Annotated in this window: 20 protein-coding genes; 4 read left to right on the forward strand and 16 right to left on the reverse strand. The window is 39.5% G+C overall.

All coding sequences use genetic code 11. The features are described 5' to 3' along the window. Positions 1-47 precede the first annotated feature (47 nt). The 9 genes from GGU45_RS06745 to GGU45_RS06785 all read right to left on the reverse strand — a co-directional run bounded on the left by GGU45_RS06745 (position 48) and on the right by GGU45_RS06785 (position 6,736). Positions 48-2,486, reverse strand: a complete 2,439-nt coding sequence (locus tag GGU45_RS06745) for a TraG family conjugative transposon ATPase (RefSeq protein ID WP_435223195.1) — start codon at positions 2,484-2,486, stop codon at positions 48-50. Between the two features lie 70 nt (positions 2,487-2,556). Next, positions 2,557-2,853 carry a hypothetical protein gene (locus tag GGU45_RS06750; RefSeq protein ID WP_435223197.1) on the reverse strand — a complete coding sequence of 99 codons (297 nt, stop codon included), beginning with the start codon at positions 2,851-2,853 and terminating at the stop codon, positions 2,557-2,559. Between the two features lie 38 nt (positions 2,854-2,891). Then, positions 2,892-3,212 (reverse strand): DUF4134 domain-containing protein, encoded by a 321-nt coding sequence (locus GGU45_RS06755; protein ID WP_435223199.1) that lies wholly within the window; start codon positions 3,210-3,212, stop codon positions 2,892-2,894. Positions 3,213-3,232: 20 nt separating this feature from the next. Then, positions 3,233-3,415, reverse strand: a complete 183-nt coding sequence (locus GGU45_RS06760) for a DUF4134 family protein (protein WP_435223201.1) — start codon at positions 3,413-3,415, stop codon at positions 3,233-3,235. Between the two features lies 1 nt (position 3,416). Continuing rightward, positions 3,417-3,692 carry a DUF4134 family protein gene (locus tag GGU45_RS06765; RefSeq protein ID WP_435223203.1) on the reverse strand — a complete coding sequence of 92 codons (276 nt, stop codon included), beginning with the start codon at positions 3,690-3,692 and terminating at the stop codon, positions 3,417-3,419. Between the two features lie 14 nt (positions 3,693-3,706). Then, a complete protein-coding gene (locus GGU45_RS06770; RefSeq protein ID WP_435223205.1) occupies positions 3,707-4,075 on the reverse strand; it encodes a hypothetical protein in 369 nt (122 codons plus the stop codon). Between the two features lie 100 nt (positions 4,076-4,175). Then, positions 4,176-5,336 (reverse strand): relaxase/mobilization nuclease domain-containing protein, encoded by a 1,161-nt coding sequence (locus GGU45_RS06775; protein WP_435223207.1) that lies wholly within the window; start codon positions 5,334-5,336, stop codon positions 4,176-4,178. Next, positions 5,317-5,703: a plasmid mobilization protein gene (locus GGU45_RS06780; protein ID WP_435223208.1), complete on the reverse strand. Its 387-nt coding sequence runs from the start codon at positions 5,701-5,703 to the stop codon at positions 5,317-5,319. Before GGU45_RS06780 ends, GGU45_RS06775 begins: the two co-directional genes overlap by 20 nt. A gap of 70 nt (positions 5,704-5,773) precedes the next feature. After that, complete coding sequence (locus GGU45_RS06785; RefSeq protein WP_435223210.1) at positions 5,774-6,736, reverse strand: hypothetical protein; 963 nt, start codon at positions 6,734-6,736, stop codon at positions 5,774-5,776. A gap of 236 nt (positions 6,737-6,972) precedes the next feature. On the opposite strand from GGU45_RS06785, the gene GGU45_RS06790 reads away from it, so the two are divergent. From GGU45_RS06790 to GGU45_RS06805, 4 genes are all read left to right on the forward strand, one after another. Continuing rightward, entirely contained in the window at positions 6,973-7,377 is a 405-nt protein-coding gene (locus tag GGU45_RS06790; protein WP_435223212.1) for a hypothetical protein, read from the forward strand. After that, positions 7,374-8,084 carry a P-loop NTPase family protein gene (locus GGU45_RS06795; RefSeq protein ID WP_435223214.1) on the forward strand — a complete coding sequence of 237 codons (711 nt, stop codon included), beginning with the start codon at positions 7,374-7,376 and terminating at the stop codon, positions 8,082-8,084. Before GGU45_RS06790 ends, GGU45_RS06795 begins: the two co-directional genes overlap by 4 nt. A gap of 3 nt (positions 8,085-8,087) precedes the next feature. Beyond that, positions 8,088-8,348 (forward strand): hypothetical protein, encoded by a 261-nt coding sequence (locus tag GGU45_RS06800; RefSeq protein WP_435223216.1) that lies wholly within the window; start codon positions 8,088-8,090, stop codon positions 8,346-8,348. Between the two features lie 445 nt (positions 8,349-8,793). Continuing rightward, positions 8,794-8,994 carry a hypothetical protein gene (locus tag GGU45_RS06805; protein WP_435223218.1) on the forward strand — a complete coding sequence of 67 codons (201 nt, stop codon included), beginning with the start codon at positions 8,794-8,796 and terminating at the stop codon, positions 8,992-8,994. Positions 8,995-9,425: 431 nt separating this feature from the next. Here GGU45_RS06805 and GGU45_RS06810 read toward each other — a convergent pair whose 3' ends face one another. The 7 genes from GGU45_RS06810 to GGU45_RS06840 all read right to left on the reverse strand — a co-directional run bounded on the left by GGU45_RS06810 (position 9,426) and on the right by GGU45_RS06840 (position 20,362). Next, complete coding sequence (locus GGU45_RS06810) at positions 9,426-9,890, reverse strand: PEGA domain-containing protein (RefSeq protein WP_435223220.1); 465 nt, start codon at positions 9,888-9,890, stop codon at positions 9,426-9,428. A gap of 25 nt (positions 9,891-9,915) precedes the next feature. After that, positions 9,916-10,299: a hypothetical protein gene (locus GGU45_RS06815; protein ID WP_435223222.1), complete on the reverse strand. Its 384-nt coding sequence runs from the start codon at positions 10,297-10,299 to the stop codon at positions 9,916-9,918. Between the two features lie 553 nt (positions 10,300-10,852). Then, on the reverse strand, positions 10,853-11,338 hold the full coding sequence (locus GGU45_RS06820) for a hypothetical protein (RefSeq protein ID WP_435223223.1): 486 nt from the start codon (positions 11,336-11,338) through the stop codon (positions 10,853-10,855). Positions 11,339-11,441: 103 nt separating this feature from the next. After that, positions 11,442-11,936: a hypothetical protein gene (locus GGU45_RS06825; protein WP_435223225.1), complete on the reverse strand. Its 495-nt coding sequence runs from the start codon at positions 11,934-11,936 to the stop codon at positions 11,442-11,444. Between the two features lie 15 nt (positions 11,937-11,951). Next, positions 11,952-18,131 (reverse strand): FG-GAP-like repeat-containing protein, encoded by a 6,180-nt coding sequence (locus GGU45_RS06830; protein WP_435223227.1) that lies wholly within the window; start codon positions 18,129-18,131, stop codon positions 11,952-11,954. 460 nt (positions 18,132-18,591) lie between these two features. Then, entirely contained in the window at positions 18,592-19,308 is a 717-nt protein-coding gene (locus tag GGU45_RS06835; RefSeq protein WP_435223228.1) for a LytR/AlgR family response regulator transcription factor, read from the reverse strand. A gap of 7 nt (positions 19,309-19,315) precedes the next feature. After that, on the reverse strand, positions 19,316-20,362 hold the full coding sequence (locus GGU45_RS06840) for a sensor histidine kinase (RefSeq protein ID WP_435223230.1): 1,047 nt from the start codon (positions 20,360-20,362) through the stop codon (positions 19,316-19,318). Positions 20,363-20,365 lie beyond the last annotated feature (3 nt).

The raw sequence follows: 20,365 nt of genomic DNA on the forward strand, positions 1-20,365 counted from the left end.
ACGGTTTCCATAAGTGTAATATCTTTTGTATGTATTTAGTAATCTGGTTACGCCATTGCCTGCCCATGAACCGCTTTAATAAATTGCGGCAGTGTTTTACCAGATTGTTTTAAATCACTGATCATCGCATCCATTGCCCTCTGGTAATCTTCAAATTTTTCCAGGTATAACTCAACGGCTTCTTTTTCCGACCGTTCCGTTGTATAGGTCAGGTATTCCTGAAGCGGCACTTCCACTCCATATACTTCACCTACGGCCCCTCGCCGGATATACACTTCTTTAAATCGGCTTCTCCCTGTTTTGTTATCCAGCTGATTCGTTGTGAAAATTTTACTTCGCTCTACTTTATTAATGGAGAGCAGTTTGGCAATATCATCGAAGCTATCCTTGAACTTTGCCTGATCCAGAAGGCAAATTGTGTCGCTGTTGGCTATTATACTATTCTTAACGATCTCATTTCCTATAATATCATCCAGCTCCTGTGTCACAACAATGGTTTCTCCGGCAAACTTTCTTACTGTCTTATATAGATATAATATATACCCGGCCATCATAGGAGAGGCAATGGCCTTCCAGGCTTCTTCGATCACTAGTATTTTTTTGTTTTTCTTATACCGCATTTTTTGAATGAACACATCCATTATGATCAATGTGGTAATGGGGAAAAGCAATTTGTGCTCTTTTATGGAGTCGATTTCAAAAACAATGAATGATTCATTAAAAAGTGTATTGTCAAAATCGTCATTGAGGATTTTATCATAAATACCGCCTTTATAAAATTTCTTCAGGATAAAGCGATACTCTTGCGTGTCAAACCGGATACCGGTTGTATCAACAATGCCATTAATGGTATCAACGCTGTATTCATAGAAGGAATTAAAGCTGAGGCTGGAGACGTACTGGCGTTTTCCGAAATAATCTGTGTAGTAATCTGCAATGCATTTGGCCAGGATGGAATCTTCTACCTGACTGAGCTTGCCATCTACTCCCTTCCAGATCAGCCCGATCAGGCTTTTTAGAATCTCTCGCTTTTCTTCGTTGTTTTCGACAATTTCGATTTTAAAGGGGTTCATGGTAATGGGGCGATCTTCCCGATAGGTAATGTATTTACCACCAAAATACCGGCACAAGCCATGGTAGCTGTGCCCGGTATCCACCAGTATCACATCAGCGCCCAACTCATGGCATTGCTTCACATAGCTATTAGTAAAAAAAGATTTTCCAGAGCCACTAGGTCCAAGTACAAACCGGTTCCGGTTGTTCATGCGTCCTGTTTGCAGAGGCCTTTCTGAAGTGTCTATTCCTACCGGGATACCCTGCCGATCAGTAAAATAGAGCAGGTAGTCGGATTCTTCCGATTGCATCAGGTTTTCCTTAAAAAAAAAGCAAAGCGCTGCCGGCCGGCTGATGGCAAACTTGTCCCAGACTTTCAACTCATCAGCATTGCCCGGAATGGCGGCTCTGAACAGCTCCATTTGGTTATAGGTATTCTTCCCGGGTATGATGCCCAGTCCAAACAGGTTGGTGTCCACATAGTTACAGGCTTTCGGAAGTTTCAGCTCATCGGCACATACCAATATGCTGTAATGAGCTTTTACGATCAACTCATTGTTCTGGGCAATGTCCAGGAACATATCTTCTATATCGTGTACTGATAACTGGTTCTCCGGATCGGGCATGGAGCTGTGTCTTTTCTTTTTCAGCTCCAGGTCCTTTTTCACTTTCAACTGATCGGGAATAAAAACTACCTGGTTATAGAGCACGGTGTGCGCATCCGGGATATTCAACAGAAAACTGAAATTATCGGAAGGGTAATCAGACCCGGAACTTTCCGGAGTTTTAAAGGTCTGCATTGTGTTGGGCAGGTTCATCTGTTCCGGGTCAACGATGGTCACCACCCGCAGTGATTTATCTCCAAAATCCAGCCCGTGTTTATTGCAGGCAATATTACCCAGTGCGAACTGCTCGTTACTGAAATCAAATCCCATAAAGGCGATGAACAGGTTTTTGAGCTCGCGGTCGTCTAACTTTTTCGTGCTAATCCCATAGCTATTCAAGGTGTCCTCTACTTTAAAGATAGTATTGTAGAACTCCGTTACCTCTTTTTGGGAGTAAGTAAAAAAACGGCTTTTTTTGTTTTGTTTGGTGATGGTGAGGTAGGTCTGAACATCCCGGTATTTTCTTCCGGCAAAATGTTCAAAGTATTTTTGGGATAGATAATCTTTTTTTACCTGCGCTTTTCTAAATGTCTTTACGGCGATGATATCGGTCTTCTGAAGGATATAGTTGTCTGTCAGCAACTTGACGATCTGCCCAAAGCAGGTATGATACATCTCGTAAGATTCCGGGTTGGCAGCGTATTGCATAGCCGGGTTTTCAATAGCCATCACTACGGAAAAATTACCGTTACTGCTGTGTAGTAAGGTGAGCCCGTTTACTACGCTCGTGCCAATAAAGGGTTCTATAAATGGTTTTTTTGATTTCATAGGTCGGTGGTTCAAGTGAAGTGTTGTAAAATCGATGAGCATGTAAGTTGCAGGCCAACAACACGGACAGTTACCAGTCAATAGTTAGATTCCTGAATTTGCCTATCATGTAAATACAGTCTTCCTTTGTTTTTTCATAAAGCCCTTCCTTTTGCTTACTGATGGTGAAAAACAGCAACGGGATAGTAACCAATACCATGGTTACAGCCCCTGCGAAGGAGGAAATGATCATGCTTGCTGCTCCACCGGCTATTACACCGGCGACAATAGATCCCAGTGCCCAGTAGATGTATTTGCCTTTGAAAATTTTAAATACAAGCGGGCGCTGCAGCCCTTTGTAGATCTTGTAGGAATGTGTGTTGTTCATATGTTGTGTACGATTTGCGGCTGATTTTGTCCTATTGCTTAAAGTCCAAAAAACAGTTTCAGGGTTGAGCCGCTTAAAAGCAGGAACACGCAGGCACCTGCCCATCCGATCAGTTCTTTTTGTACATCCTGATCTCCATTATTCCATTTATTGTAGACCCGGATCCCCCCGGCAAGTCCCACAATTGCTCCCACCATCAGAACAAGGTTGGAAACATTGGAGAAGACTCCCTTTACCGTATTAGCAGCACCATCTATGCCGGTAGTAATATCCAGTAACGGCGGCGTAGCAAATAACGAAAGGCTTGATAAAAATGCACAGCATAGGCACAGCCATTTTAAATGGTTGTTTGTTTTCATAGGTGGTTATATTTTATAAATTAAAAAACTGCTCTTACAAAAAACTGTATAAGTACCAGCATAAGCAGGCCTCCGGCCCAAAGCATTACGTCCTTTTCAATGTAATCAGCGCCGTTGCTCCATTTATAATAGATCCTGAGCGCCCCGATGATGGCAACCACAGCTCCGCAGACCAGTAATACCAGGGATATCTCGCTCACCATATCACACGTTTAGCACCGCCTTAATAAATGTATTAGCCAGGATAAAAAAAATAGCAGCGCCAACCCAGGCGTACACTTTGGCATCGATATGGAGGTGCGCACGACCATTAATATTCCAAAGCGCATAGACCCGGAGCGCCGCTACCAGCCCAAAAACTCCTGCCAGCGTCCAGCACAGATAAGTAAGCGGTATATAAACACTACTTCTCATCTGGCCGGCGATGCCACCCCAGCTACCGGAAGGCAGTATATCTGACAGGATTATCAGGGTTTTCATAGGTCAGGTGTATTTTAGCTTGCTTTTTTAAACCAGTCCATAAACTTTACAGAAGCCACCGGAATACCGCCCGATGTGGAAATTGTTTCAAGTCCCAGATCATGCGCTCCGAAGTCCGGTGATGCAATTTCAGCATTCGCCTGTGACGGATCATCAAACCCGCCCACATCTCGCTCATCTACCGGATCTGGCTCCAACTGGTATTTAGGAACGTCGGGAACAACTCTTACCGGTTCAATTTTCGGGGCTACTACAAATTCTGACACGTCAGCAGATCCATCCAGCGCCAGGCGGCGTCCGCTAAACTTGTCAAAGCTCACCAGCAGCAGGTAATAACAGGCGTAAACGCATAGAACCAATAGGAGGAATTGGTGAAATAACATAGGTTGTAAATTGTGTTTTCAGGTGCAAGATAAGAAAATATCTTTATTGAGTATATTATTTTATCTTTTTTAAAGATAATTTTTTAAAATCAATCCCCTTCTACAAGTAACGGCCTCTTTTTCGTTTAGCGTCATGTGCTTTGTGTAATTCCTGCTCGGCATCAAATTCTGCCTCGCCGATTACTTTGTCAATTACTTTTAGAGGGTTGATTGTATCAGGCTTTTTTGAAGGGGGTGTTGATTGCTCCTGGGTAGAGGTTCCTGTTTGATGCTGAACCGGGGTTCTCTCGCTATTTGACATGGATTTCGGAGCGCTGAGCGCTTCCCCTCTGGGCGATAGTAGTTCATTTAAAGGGAAAATGGCGCTGCCTTTATGAACGATCTTTTTTGGGTGATCAATAATTACATAGCCGTATGGCTTATCATGTTTGGGGTTTTTAAAGAAAACAAACTGCCAGCCAAATTTTTTATAGAGATCCTCGGTTAGCGCTATTCGGTATTCCTTCTTTGCGGTTGAATACTTCTCGTTCGGGGATTGTATCGGATGAGTGTTGAGCGCATCCTTGTATTTGCGGATAATGGCCTTCATCTGCAAGTCGGAGGGGATTTCGGTATTGATTTTTGCGTTAACCGCTTGGATCGCAATAGTGCCCTGCCTGCTGCCGTACTTGAAAAACTCCAGGTGGTCACTCGTGGTTTTAACCCGATATCCCTTTTGCTCCATCAGCAGCCGGAATTGAGCGATAGAAGAAAAGGAATAACTTAGGCAGTGGTTTAATTCCGCAGCAAACAATTGCTTCTTATCAGTAAGTAAGATCTGGTTCAGCATTTCATTGGCACGCTTGCCTTCAAAATGGTGGGGGACTTTTTTTCCATCTATCCTGATCCTTGTTGTGATAATATGTACATGATAGTTTTCGGTATCTGCATGTCCATAAATAACAATGGGGTTGTATTCATAACCCAACCTGCTCATAACCTCAAGGGCATTTGACCTAAGCTGTTCAAACGAAAACGTTTTTCCTTTGCAGCTCATTATTGCATGAAACTGTTTATTCCGGATACGTTTGTTCCCGGAGCAAATCAAATCCATATAGGATTTCATCTGCTTTTTCGATGGGGCGTGTGATCCAGCCTGCAAAAGCCCGAAATTGCCAAAATGCAATAACTCGGCGGATCCCTTCTTGCATTTTCGCTCATTATAATCCAGCCCATGAAAGCTTGCTGATGGCGGCAGGATTTTAAATACCAGCTTGCTCATGGGAAACGATTTTCTGAAACAGCGACCTTACCTCGTTAAGCAACTGATGATAAGCTCCGAACAGCTGGTTAAACTTTTGGAGAGATCCCGCATGTGTATGCCCGGTCAGCTTTTCCTGGTGCATTAAATGAACGACCTGGTTGATATTTACGCCGATCCGGTGTACTTCAGATGAAAGTAAATGCAGGCCGGTAATAAATGTTTTTCTGTCACCTGGCATATGCCGGTTGTTGTTGACCTGCTGAATTACAAACTCGGTAATGGAACAATTAGCTGCTTCTGTCTTTTTCAAGAGCATTGCTTTCTCCGATGGGCGCAAGCGGATATGCAGGCTTGTGGTAGCCTTTTCAAGGGTTTTTGTTTTCATAGGATCTAAACTGAACTACAAAAGTATAATATTCTATAACATGCTTATCCCCTAATATAATTATAGGTCTTTAGTCATTCTTTTCTGCTATCAATCGATGATATGAGCAAAGACTCCCCTCATGGGCTTCTTCTAAACCTAGAGGAGTGTGGCATACAACACATCGCTTTTGTTCTTCGGTATAACCGCAATTAAGGCATACGTTCTCTTCAAAAACATAAACTTCTTTACTGCATTCGGGGCAAAAATCATATGGAGAATCACCACCATCCTTTACTGCTATAAAATTATCAATGTATAAGGCCTCGTGAATACAATCTTCTATAACTTCTTCAAAATCAATCAAATTATCACATTTTTTACACTTTAATCCAAAGCCCATTCCCGGTTTGTATTTTAAGTCTTTATTTCCCATGATAAGATCAGATTCGCAATTTGGACAACGGATAGCCTTTATTCCATCCTTTATTGCCGTGTATGACCAGTCTATTTTTGCTAATGATTGGGTGCAAATGTTTTTTTCCGATTGATAAATTTCATCTGCTTCTAAAAAGACATTCCAAGATTTCTGGCCAAATAATGAACGCGGGTCTTCCTCAAGGTATTCAATACAGAAGTTACGTATTATGATAAAAGCCTTGGAGATGATTTCCATGATTGCCGTTGACGCTTTGTCAGTATAATAATGCTCGATATTATTTCTCAACTTAATAATGTCGTCGAATATATTCCAATTTACTTTAACCTCTAATGATATAAAGCGCTCTTTAATTTGATGAACATCGACCGTTTTTTTTCCTCTGCCTTCAAATGTCACCCTACTATTTTTAGAATCCCAAATAGGAAGAATGTCTTTTTTTATTAAAACTTCATTGCAATTAGGAGGAGATAAACGCAATAATTTTTCTTTAAATAAGAGCAAAACTCCAGATGTGATATTTCTTGCTGCCGATAAGCTTCGCTTTGGATCTGCACTCTTGTAGTCTTCCAGTCCTATTTGGATTGAATCAATTGCATTTTGGAGGATACTCATATCTTATATTTTTTAAGTTGCGTCAATTCCCGCTCTGAGTGGGCAGGACACCTTTGTGAACACAAAAGTACATCCTGCAACTCTTTGAAGATGATTTATAGGGTTTGAAAGATTTTATAGGCGATCCCTCAATGATCTTCAAAAGGCTTTAATTTTCGACAGAGGTTATTGGCAAATACCAGCGTATTCTTCAATCCTTTTCAACCTTCCTCATTATTCTTCAAACTCTACCTGTTTTGAAAAAATCTGTTATGTGGATGCATTACAATCGACAAAAAGATTATACTTTTACGGCTGAAACACCTATGAAAGACACAGTAGCACTTTTAAAAAAGCGCCTGCAAGGGCATGGCTATGGAAACTACGATCTTCTTGTTGATCTGTTTTCTGAAGCGGATCTCCTCAATAAAAAGCCGGGAACACTCTACTTCCTTTTATCTGATTTGGTGGGCAGTGATACCATTCTTTTAAATAAAAAATCCTTTTATACCTGGCTCAGCAGATATCGTAAGAAATACAATAAAAACTCGGCCACCAAGCCGAAAAAATCATGGAAAGAGTTTACACCTTCCGATCTGCGAACTGCAATCACACAGCCAGAACCCATAATACTTGAAATTGTAAAACCTAAGAAAATATGAAAACATTCTATTTTAACATCCAATCCAAGGGAGGAGTGGGGAAATCCATGCTCACCTATTTGCAGGCTTTGAAATACGAGGCTGATGAATCGGTAATGTTTGTGGACCTGGATAGCTCCACACAGTCAAGCCTTGCCCAACTGGAATTTATCAGCAAAAAGGGAAGACTAATCAGGACAGATATTTACGACCGGAACCGGAAACTAGATCGGGAACGGTTTGTCGAAGTAATTGAAGCATTGAACAGGCAGCCAGCGAGTCATTTCTATATTGATTTTGGCGCACCAGAGAGCGAACAATTGCTTGGCCTGCTTACGCTCGATTTTACAATTGATGAATTTAAAGAAATCGAACGGGAGCTAAAAGCAAAAATAGTTTTCAATATAATTGTAGCGGGCGGACCCGCCTATGAAACCTGTATGTTGTATCTGAAAAAAATAACGGGAATAACGAAGGGACATTTTGATATTTCGGTCTATCTAAACCAGTTTACTTTTTATAACTATGATCAGTTGGTTACCGAAGCAAGGGAGTTCGCAAAAAGTACAAAGGGTTTGATTAAACAGGTGTATCAGTATGGGGAATTTCACCCGGACAGGAGATCTGGCCAGATTATTTTAAACAATATTCGATCAGGGAGTGGTTTGGTTGATTATCATGCCTTGGGGGTTAAACTTATTTTACGAAGGGAACTGAAAAAAATTTAATCTATGGAAAACAACTATGAAAAAATATTAGGGCAGTTTAAGATGCACTACAAGGAAAAATTTGGGGTGCAGATAGATGATGATATTTTGTACCTGCTCATCCGGATAAATGAAATGCATAAGGATCTAAAGAAGGATATTAAAAATGTTCCGGAAATACGTTTTAGAAGTGGATGGGATTATTTTTTATATGGGCTGGGATCCAAACTTCATTGGATCTTATCTGTATTTATCTTTTCCACTTTAATCTTCTTGCTATTGTAGCGAGAGTACAACAATCGCGTCTTATATACTTTTACACAGATAATATGTATAGAGCATTGGTAAATTAGCAATTTGATATCTTGCTAACCTATCAACAAGTTTTCACAAATCACCCTAATCAACATAGGATTTACGGAACAATTAATTTTTCTCGAGAAATAGGCGTTCGAATCCTTAAGTTCTTCATAGTCATTTAACGTCAATATTTGGGGAAACTCAGGTCCGCTACACCAATCAATATACTTATAATTTTCATTTTGTATTCTACCAACAAAAGGCGAGTGCATCAATAAAGTTTGAAAGAAAATTTCATCCGGAATTAAGGTATATCGAAAGTGTTCCTTGACAAAAGGAGGAAACGAACCTTTTTTTGGCTAACTTTGATACCCCCCAACGGTAGATTTTTTTACAGCAATTACTAGGAGGGAGGAACTAAATTTTTAGCATGAAGACTGCCACTATAAAAGAAGAATTGCATAATTACCTGGAAATAGCTGATGATAAAAAGCTAAAGGCTATTTATGTAATGGTAGAAGGTGAAATTAGGGAGAACTCAATTGAATATACCGAGGATTTTAAGGAAGAGCTTGATAACAGGTTGGAGCATTATTTAAAAGGTGGTAAAATGGTGCCCCGGCAGAAATGAACAAACGCCTTAAAACCATAAGAAAGAATAAAAGTTGATCGAATGCCCGTTATTAAGTAGACCTGTTGATCCTGTTGCAGCCCAGGAATATGAAAACGCCTTTACGTGGTACGATGAAAGGAGCTCCCATTTAGTTTAGTGTACTATTTTGAGCCGGCTAAAAAAGTTGTGGTTGTTATTTCCTTATACCATCACAAACGAGATCCTAAATGAAAATTTATTACGCGAAAAGATCAAAAATAGCTACAGTAGAATACGGTATTACCAGTGTAATGTCCGGCAAGAGCTGCTGATGGCACTCCAGCAAACCGCAGAATTGCTAAAAATCGACCAAAATAGCTTATGGCAACGTTTGAAGAAATTATTAATTGAATATAACATTCTGCCCAATCAGTAAGGTAATGTATAATAATAATGAGAATTCACCATTTTTACAACTTTTCCAACTGCCCAACCTTTTCCCAATGGGGATCGATCTTTAAAGAAACTGCAACATAAATATTCCTCTTATCTCCTTTAAAAGTTGTCCCCTGTTCCATTTCGGCATTAATTGCATTTGGACTGAGTTTGTACATTGCTCCGGTAATGGGATCTATGATTAATCCTACTAACCCTCCAATTGCAATATTTCCTATATACCACGCATTGAACCCTTTTTTAAGGTTAGTTTCATAAGTTCGATAACCGTCCAATTTAATCATCACATGATGTTCTTTGTTTCGTTTAAGCTTCATCTCGTATGGGGTTTTACCCACTTCCACTTCATCAATGTAAACTGTGGCCGAAGCTGGAGTGCTATTAAATTTTACCAATTGTCTTGATCCAGAAATGATAGTTGCGCAACCTGTACATAATACTGAAACAGTAATTGTCAAAATAAAAAATGATTTTCTCATTTGAATAAATATTAAAAAGGTAGTTTTAATCTATTTGAAGCCGATATTGTCGTAAGCTTGCTACATTGCCTTCGTATAAATAAAAATCGACTTTTATCCTATAGCAGGTACTCCATAAATCCGGCGTTTTCTTTTCAGTTACTTTCACTATGTTTGCCCCATTCTGTCGTGCGATTTTTCTGGCTTTGACAAGATTTGAATTAAAATCGCAATCTGTAGAAAATCCGCTGTCTCCAAACTTTGCAGTACCCAGTTTTTTGGCATTATCCGGTACAATGTGATTGATGTCCAAAAAAGCAACCCTATCATCAACTGTCAATGGTTTGCCAGTATTCTGAAAGCTCGATTTAACAGAGGCTCCACAACTTCCTATTATTATGGATAAAAATAAAAGTACCGCAATTCGCATTTTTTAGTTTTTGAATTTGTGCCAATCTTCAGCCTGCAGATATCATTTTAACATAAGCACTTCAATAAAATTCTGTCAATGGTTAAAATAAGAATTATTAATTGGCTTTGTCACAAACTTCGGTCCGTAAATTTGTTACCATTGACTATTTGTGAGCTGATTCATATATTCCGGCATATATGGGACGAGTCTTCGTATCGTTCATGTGAATATTTTTCCATCCAATAGCAATCAATCTATTCGCCTTATTTTTTGCAGCTAATTTAAAGTCTGCTCTGCTGAGAGATTCGTATGTGTCCGGATCATTAGGATACGTGTGGAAAATAATCGCGCTGCCCGTTATTAACATTGATCACTACTTCGCAGTTCTGCACCGTTTCCTTGTTCTTATATAATACACCCACAGGTTTAATGGGTAATTAATGAACTCTCAAGAGTTTCAGCTTTAATACGAAATATATTCTAATAAGGACATGCAGTGGAGAAAATTAGCGCCCATAATAAGAACACCCATTTATAGCTCCCCATACAAAAAGTTCGCAGCTATTTTTTTTCATAAAACAAATCTTGAAAGTAAAACATCATCAAAAAATAGACTAATTGTATCACTTTTGAGAAAACTTTGGTACTCATCATATGAAATACCATTTTTGCCATTATATACTAAAGATGATTGCTTTATAGTTGCTCCGGGATTAATACTAAGGGTAGAATCAACAGTTTTTTCATTTGAAACATTTTCAAACTGATAATTACCAGAAATTAACTTAAACCTACTTTTTGCAATCTCTATTTCATTTGAAGAAACATTTTTAAAATCACAAAATAGGCCAACTGATATATGCTTTTTTGAGCCCATTCCGGGTACTGAAGTAAAAAGCCCATTAACTGTCATTTCACAATTTTCTACATGGTATACATTTCTTTTCATCATGGAATGCATATCCACCCACTCGTCCGGTTTTTTATACAATTGGGGCCTTGAGGATGTACAACTCAAATTGATTAATCCAAGAAGCAATAATAGCAGGAATTTCATTTTTAGTAAATTTTATTTACCGGGCACCAATGCTACCATTTGATGCAATTTAGTCATCACTTCTTTTCTCAAAAACAAATCTTGCAAGTAAATCATTAACACCTCAATAATTCTTTCCTACCAAATTATAAAGTTTTTGCCCGTTAAACATTAATGCTAAAGTGTCCTTTTTTAAAACCTCTTTATACTTTTTTTCTGAAAAGTTTTCGATAGATTGAAAGACTAAGGACTCTCCATCAATTTTAGAAAGAGCGCCCACTAGAATCGAATCGGAATAGTTATACTTTTTGACATCAAATTTAAGTTCGGGATTTTGAGATATTAATTGAAACAAATTTCTTGGTATTTTTACATCATTATTGCTGTGATTTTCTATTTTCATAAAGAAACCAAAAGATATTGTTGTTGTTAACAACAGAGACCCAGGACCATAAAAGGTGATGTCGGCATTTTGATACGTTACTTTAGCCGAATCTCTTTTAAGTTCGCTAAGGTTTGCTTTCTCTAAAAGTATCCAGTCATCTGGCCGCTTATGTACGTTGCAAACAAAATTGCTAGAAGTTGAAGCAATAAACAATAAGATAATTAGCTTTTGCATGCCTGACTTTTTTAATTACCATTTCTGATCGTAAATGTGGGCGTCATTTTCGTTATAGCCCTTATCATAATAAGGATTTATTCTTTGGTTACTTGGCACAAACATATTTCTTAATCCCATCCACCACTGCTCATAAATTCCTTTCATAAATTGGACCGACCAACCTTGAGTTATTTGTTGATAAAAATGATAAGTTTCGTGTACCCATGTATTGACGTCATCTAATCCGTTGTGATTATTAATCATAGCCGACTTACCCACCGTTAGGCCTCTTGCCCATATTCCTCGGACTCTATAAACCGGTCCATATGGTCCCAATGGCTTAATTCCTAGGTCATTTCCCATTTTTTGCAGAGCTTCCCTAACATCGCCGGTAGGGACAATTGCAGGTCCCAATACTGCAAGATTAATTGTAGTTCCAACAAACCCTCCAACCGCTCCAGCTTTTGCTCCTTCCCAAAACTCTCCTCCACCTATTTCTGCACTTATTCCCCCAACCAATCCACCTCTGGCAGTTGTAATTGCTAATTCAGCTACCGCATTAACAACTCCTGCTCCAAAATTATACTTTTCAAATCTTATACCTTTAAAATTCGGGATAGCTCCGTCCAGAATCCCACCAGCTGCTGCTCCTAATACCGTACCAACAGTTACTTTATTTCCTAGCGCTAGATTAGTGCCAACCTGAGTCGCCACGTTTTTGACTATTGAATACGCCATCGACTGCCCAATCGCCCCAATCGATTGGCCCAGAAGGCCAAGCGCGCCTCCGATCGCACCACCAACAGCCCCTCCAAGAGCAGCTCTACCAAAACCTCTCCAGGTCCATCCTCCACCATTTACAACTGTAACCGCTGAGTAAATAGCCGCAGCAATTACAGCACCTTTAACGGCAGCTATGGCAACCGGAATCAAGGCAGCTAAAAATACGAAATTTCCATCTCTATCTACAAACTTTAACGGATTCCCCCCAGCATAATTATAACGATTATACCCCCAGGGACTCCAAGGATCTGGTACATAATTGTCTGGACCAAGCATGGTTCCCGTCATAGGGTCATACATTCGGCCATTCATATTTATCAGGTTGAAGACTGCTACATGCTCATGCCCGGTGAACCCCCGGTATAACCAGTCTGGCACCGCAGGAACACTATTATAGGTCCAGTTACTAGGGTTGCGTTTTCTACCCCAGGCATCAAAATTCTGTTCCGCTACTAGTGTTCCCGCTTCATCAGTAACAGCTACAATACTTCCAATATGATCCGTATAGGTATAATAGATACTAATTATTCCATTTTGCTTAACAATTATATTATTAAGACTATTACCTGCAGGAATGTAATAGATCTCATATGTATTTCCACCTTTCACCAAACCTTCAATGTCTCCCCAATAACTTTTTGATTCAACAGTAGTTCCGCCATACTTTAATTCACTGGTTAGTCGTTGTTGATCTGAACCATAACTATAAGTTTGTACATATCCATTTTCGCTTATTGATTCTGTTTTCCCAAATGCCGTATACGTAATATTATGGACTTGCGTTCCAATTATTGTATTAGGATCTGCGCCAGAAGGGTTAATCGCGCTTAAGCTTTCAAGAGCATGGGGCTTGGCTGTATTATAATTATAATTACCGATATCTGTCTTTTGTAAAATTTTCCCTTGACCACCCGTGTCATATGTTATGGCAAACTGTTGCGTTGTACCCACCCTGGCACTGGTAAGCCTGTCAAAAACATCATATGTAAAATCTTCTCTTAAATTCTTAATTGCATCGGTTCTGCTCAGAAGGTTCATGGTATTCATCTCGAAATCCAGATTTAAGTCCTGAATACCCGCCGTATAATATCTCGTGGCAGCTTCTTTACTATAATCCCAGTTCACGCTTTTGGATTTTCCATTTCCAGTATTATAACCCGTATAAATGCCTCGGCTATTCATTGCAGTGGCTGTAAAAAGTGTTTTTATAGTGGCTCCTTGTTCGTATTTCTTTTGGATAATAATGCCATTATCATCATAGACGTTTCGAATCAAAAATCCAGCAGGATAAGAAGTGGTTGCCAATTCACCCCTGGAATCGTAAGTATAACTTTTAGTCATACTCCCTCCTGAGGCCGTTAATGTCTCAGAAGATAATCTTTGTAAATTATCATATTGGAAAACCTTTACATCGCCCCCAAAGCCCACTACCTGGACAACATTATCATTACTTTTCCCCGAGCCGGCATCATAATAGTATGTATAAGTAGTGGTGCCCTGGGTTCCTGTGGTTGTTAGCAGCCTGCCAAAGACATCATAGGTAGATGTTTGAATTTTGCTATTCCCATCAGTTTGCTTTGTCAGCTGGCCAAGGGAATTATACTCATAGCTAATGGTAGATGCATTAGCGTCTGTAGTACTGCTCTTTCTGCCGTAACTATCATAAACATTAGTTACAAAAATCTGACCATTACTTCCAGCGGTTGATTGGTTCCCCCAGCTGTCATAGGTGAAACTCATATTCGCCCCGTTGTCACTGCTTCCAATTAGCTTACCGCTTGCATCCGCGGTTTTGCTGGACCACTGGCCTGCACCATTTGTTGTCTGCACCGTATAGGTTGAACCGCCAGAAGTAGAATAAGTTGTTGTAATCGAACTGTTATTGCTATAAATGGAACTAGGCCTTCCATAACTGTCATAATAGTAATACGTATAATCAACTGGCTCGCCAGGATAATAGGGTAGCGTTTCATAGCTTACCTGGCCGTAATAGTTATAGTACTTTACTTTCGTGAGCCACTGATTGTTAAATCCACGCTCTTCGGATTTTATTTCCCTACCCAAAATGTCCATATAGGCTTTTATGGGCTTACTCCCATCAATCCTCTGCGTTAACATACTATACCTGGCATTTCCTGCAGTAGTCTCCCAACTTCTTGTAATTGTAACTTCTGTAGCATCCGGAAAATCCGTTTTGGAGATTCTTCCAAATTCATCATAGTGATAAGTCGTTGTCAACCCATCGGTTGAGGTTTTAGTATTGTGGACTCCCCATCGATCATCATAAGTGAATGTTTCCTTCTTAATCACTGTGCCGCCAGTTAGTTTTTTTTCTATTACGAATCGCCCTGTTGGATCGTACACAATATCAACAATAGGCGTTGTTACACTGGGAGCGCTAGTAACGGAATGAGTGAGTAACCCAAACCCATTATATGTATTAGTTATTGTCGTCGCAATGGCAGTACCCGAATTTTCGGTAGCCACTTCCGGCAGCCCTTGCGCGGTATAGGTTTGAGTGGAGCTTTTACTTACTTGTGGCTGCCCGGTTCTAGTCTTCTGAGATGTTGTTGATGTCGGAAAGCCTGGATAAGGGCCTCCGGCATAAGTTCCGTATGTTGTATTTGTAGACTCTGTTTCCAATAAAGTAGTAACATTAAAGTCATCGGTCGCACCGGTGTTGGCTATCCGTTGCGTCACATTACCATAGTTGTCATAGGTATTCAAGACCTCACTCCCTTCAGTAGTTAACCAATCGTGAGTAAATACCCGGTCGTATTTCATAAAGAACCGTTTATCCAGATAGCCTGTAGACAAGGATTGGAATGTTATACCATAGCGTGTTCGCGTTAACAATCCACCATTGTTCAGATGAATCTGCATTACCCAAGGGTATAGCGTAGAGTAGGTTAAATTAACCTCATTCCAGCTTCGATTTACATGTCCTATATCGTTGCGCACGTCCGTCCTCAAAAATCCTAAAACTCCACGACCTGAATTGTGAACAACTAAATCCTCATACGTGTGATATTCGTTAGCCTGATAGCCAATCCCGTTCGGCCTCCGGATGTTTGACACAACATACATTGGAGGCGCAGGAACTATATAATCTGGGATATATGGGGAGGGCGAGGACCAGTCTGAAGGGTTGTATTCTCCTTTCGTACGATTATAGACCCCACTGTTATCCTTGTTATTTAACAATCCATAATCAAAATTGGTTTGATAGCCAAGATTACTTGCTGAAACCAAAAGGTTCTGCTCTTTGAATGGCTTGGTCAGAAGAAAACGCCCGTAATAGGATGTTGAGCTCGCATTTCGGATCTTCATGAAATCCGGCTTTCCATCGCCATTAAAGTCTCCAGTGGTATATGGCGATTCTGTATTAATACTAGAGGCAAGAGAATAATCTTCATATGTGAATGTTGTGCCATTGAAGTAATAAATTACATGATTGCTTGAAGAGGTTGTTTGGTCGATCGAATGCCAGATCTCAGACTTGCCATCACCATCAAAATCTCCAACACTTATCATTTGACCATTACTATAGCCGTCGCCTAATAAAGTGATCCTATAACGCTCGCCTGCGAATGGCGCCACATTATATGAAATGCCAGTGCCTATAAAAATCTGCCATTGTACAAAAGCATTATCTTTTGAAGGTCTAACAAATAGATCAGTGATTCCATCACCATTAAAATCGCCAGGAAAAATGCGATAATCAGTTTTTATACCTGTTGTTGTATATAAAACGGTACTTCCATAACTATAACCTGAAGATGAGGGGATTGGCATTATTCTTAATACATAGCTACCCTCGTTCCTTACCACCAGTAATTCCGTTTTCCCATCACCGTCAAAATTGATGGGTATAATTGATTTAGACTCTGCAACCGAGTTTGCGGCAAAATCACCGGTTGCTCCATTTACACCCTGTCCAAAACCAAGGATCTCCTCATTAAACACGCCTGCAGATGGGCTCGAAAAAAAAGCCTTGTAAGCATTGGAATAGCCGCTAATGCCAGTTATCATTATATAATCCACATGACCATCGCCATCAAAATCGCCGGTAACAAAAAAACTTCCGCCTTGCTTCCATTGCTTATGAACTCCATAAAAAGAACTCGGAAGCGTATTATAATCCATTTCTTTATAGTCATAGGACTTATCCCCAGGATTAAGTCCGGGCGACACTCTCGAATAATTAATATGTAGCCCAGTTAGGTCATAACTGTTCTGATTGAACTTTGCCAATACTACATCATCTTTGCCATCGCCATCAAAATCCGTAACCGCAAAAGGGTTCTGAGCCGCATCAGCGCCCATTACCTTTACATCCTGGTATGGTATTTTTGCCTGGATATCATATACATATTTACCAATTCCCGTTGATTGAGTAGTAATATCATAGATCTGGTATTTTCTAAACCACGTCTCCCCATTGCCTGTATTGTATCGGGTAGAAAAGGACTGCACATCTTGCATTCCATCGCCGTCAAAATCCCCTGAATAATTCTGGTTGGTGTTATAACCATGCTCATTCATTAAAACCACGTCAGATCCTGCCGTACTTTTACCATATGTAAACGAAATCGGGTTCAATGCCGTACCATTAGCCCCCGCTTCGGTAATGCTGGTCAGAAAATATCTTTTTCGTAAATACTGGTGCGTCAGCGTATAGCTGCGGATCTGCGTGCCATCACTCTTTTTAACGTCAATTCGATCTAACAATCTATCACTATAAAGCGCTGTACCCGCAACATATATAGGTGCTCCCGCATCTTGTTTAGTGCTATAAGTGAATAATACCTGATATGAAGGAGCTGTAGATGTATTCACATTACCAGCATAACTGATACTACTTAATGAAAAGTTACCGCCTCCAGTGCCAACCGGCTGAATGCTATAATTATAAAGCATATAATTGCCGCTTGCATCAGTTACTCTACGTAACAACCAAATAACAGTCTCCGTACCATTGGATGTAAGTACCTTCATATTATCTGACCCATATTCCAGAACCATCCCATTCTTGGAAGTTACTTTGAACCAATCAGGAGAATTTCCATTCCCACTCATAGCCTCAATTTTACTGAATCCTTCTTGTTCTGTTCCATACACTGAGCCAGCCGCACCATTGGAGCCACTAACCACCATCAACCGTTGGCCATCAAGAACAAAAGCATCGTTACTCCCCGTATAATCAACTGGTGTTGCAATTCCATTATGAAATACATTCTTACCAGACCTTGTGATCATGGAAATCGATGACAATGACCAGCCTAAGCCACTATATCCATTTCCGCCACCCTGGGAGCTATAACTTAGTGAAACTTCTGGCTGAACACTTTTTATTCCCGAAGGTATTTCAATCTGTATCGTGTATGTAGCGGCCCCTCCACCGTTACTTCCCGCTATTCCTTCTGTCATCCCAACGGGTCGATTAAGATCTATGGACTGCCCCCTGGATGCATGAAATAATGTCATTAAAAGTATCAGAAATAGGCTTTGTCTGCATAACTTTTCACATAATTGCTGGTATCTTGGTAAGCTCATAAGAATCTGTTTTAAACGTTACCTTAAAAGTTCATATACCAAAACTATCAATACGAAACACAAAAAAAAATACGTACCGGTACGTATTTTTCTCAAATCCCTTAACTTTTACCAAGCAATAGGTAAATGTAGCAGCTTTACATTCAGGTCGTTAATTAAAAATTAAACAAACCTTCAGCAAGACAATACTCAAAGATTTAGACCTCCTGCTCACAAGCAATAAAATAACGAGTCTTAATTAATAACTTCAAGCTAGGGCTAAGCAGAATTTCTAAAAATTAATTTTAGAATAATTTCAGAAGTCAATGACCTTCTAATCGCTAAGATTGACGACTTATCTGTTTGAAAGTAGTTTGGTATTTACTAAATTCAAAAAATCGGTTTTGTATGTCTTGCCAATCGGAATTTGTTCAGAACTACCCCAAAGATTCACAAAGTTTCCTTCAATTGAAGAAATCTTAGAAAGAGGTATAATAAATGATTTGTGTATTCTTACAAAGTTTGCAAATGAAAGCGATCTTTCCATATCATTCATTGTTGAATAGACTAACACTTTCTTTGTGCCTATATTCACGGAGACATAGTTGCTCTTTGCCTCTACATAATCAATATCATCAATAAGCACTTTTATCATTTTCCCTTTCATCTCTGTTTTAACAAAGAGGTAATCACCAATAATTTTGTCAGGCGTATCTTTTTGAGGAAAATTTCGAATCTTTTTCACTGCTCTCATAAATCGATCAAACGGAATTGGCTTCAGTAAATAATCGACTGCGTTTAAATCATAACTCTCCACTGCAAACTCAGAATAAGCGGTACAAAATATAGTTTGAACCGCGTTGTCCAATAATCTTACTGCCTCAATTCCCGTCATTTCTTCCATTTGTATATCAAGAAAAACAACTTCCGCACCCAGCTCCTTCACCATTTCGACACCTTTTACAGGATTAGTACTAGTGCCAACCAGTTCTAATTCATTAATACGTTTTATGTAATTTACCAGCACATTAATTGCAGGCTGTTCATCATCAATTACGACACATTTAAACATATTAAGGCTATTTAACCGTTAGTTCAAAAATATATAACCCTTTCTCGCTTTTTGCATTCATATCATACCTATCCTTAAAAGACACATCTAACCTCTTACTTAGGTTCGTTATGCCGATATTAGATGAGGAAAATTGCATACGACCCTTCTTTATCTTGTTACAACAATAAAAATAAACCTCGCCCGGCCTTAGCCGTATTTTAATAATTAGCGGATTTTCTGGATCCTTTAAATCTCCATATTTGAAAGCATTTTCAACAATTGTGATAAACGAAAGAGGAGGGACCATTTGCCCCTGAATAGGTCCTTCGACATCATAAACAATCATCTGACTCTCTCCAAAACGTAGATTGTTGATATCAATTAAGGTCTGCAAATGTTCCAGTTCCTTCTGAACCAAAACTTTTCCACTATCAAACTCAAGCGCCTCCATTGAATATCTCATTATCGATGAAAGCTTTAAGATATTATCTGCAAACTCTTGGGAATAATTCAACGCCTCAGAAAAAAAAGCATTGAGTGTATTATGCAAAAAATGCGGGTTGATTTGAGACCGAAGAAAAGCATATTCATACTGCAACTTTTCCTGTTGGGTTTTGAGCTCCTGTTTTTCCAACTCAGCATAAGCTCTTTCCTTTTTTATACCTTTTCTCACATAAAAATACAAAAGAGCGAAGGAAAAAAAGCGAATGTATCCCCACAAAGCCTCTTGAAAGAATGCTCTAAAGGCTGTTGAGGTATGGACAGGAGTTCCAATTGCTGGTAACAGAAAGTAAATGTAGAGATACCCTAACGATCCCATAACAGCAAAAACAATAAAGAATGAAGCAATACTCCACCAAACACCCTTCTCTTTGTATAAATTAAGACAGTAAAGGGTAATATAAAATGTAATACAATATGGAACCAAGTAAAGTAACGTCCCAATTATTGTAACATTCGGCCGGGTTAATTTATTAGAAAAGTAGATATAAAACGCAAAAGCTAACCAAACTAGGATATGCAATAATTGCATATTAATTCTACGGGTAGACACCGTGACAGCTTGCTTCATGCG

Origin of the sequence: Niabella hirudinis, assembly GCF_051201075.1 — a bacterium.
Lineage (GTDB): Bacteria > Bacteroidota > Bacteroidia > Chitinophagales > Chitinophagaceae > Niabella > Niabella hirudinis.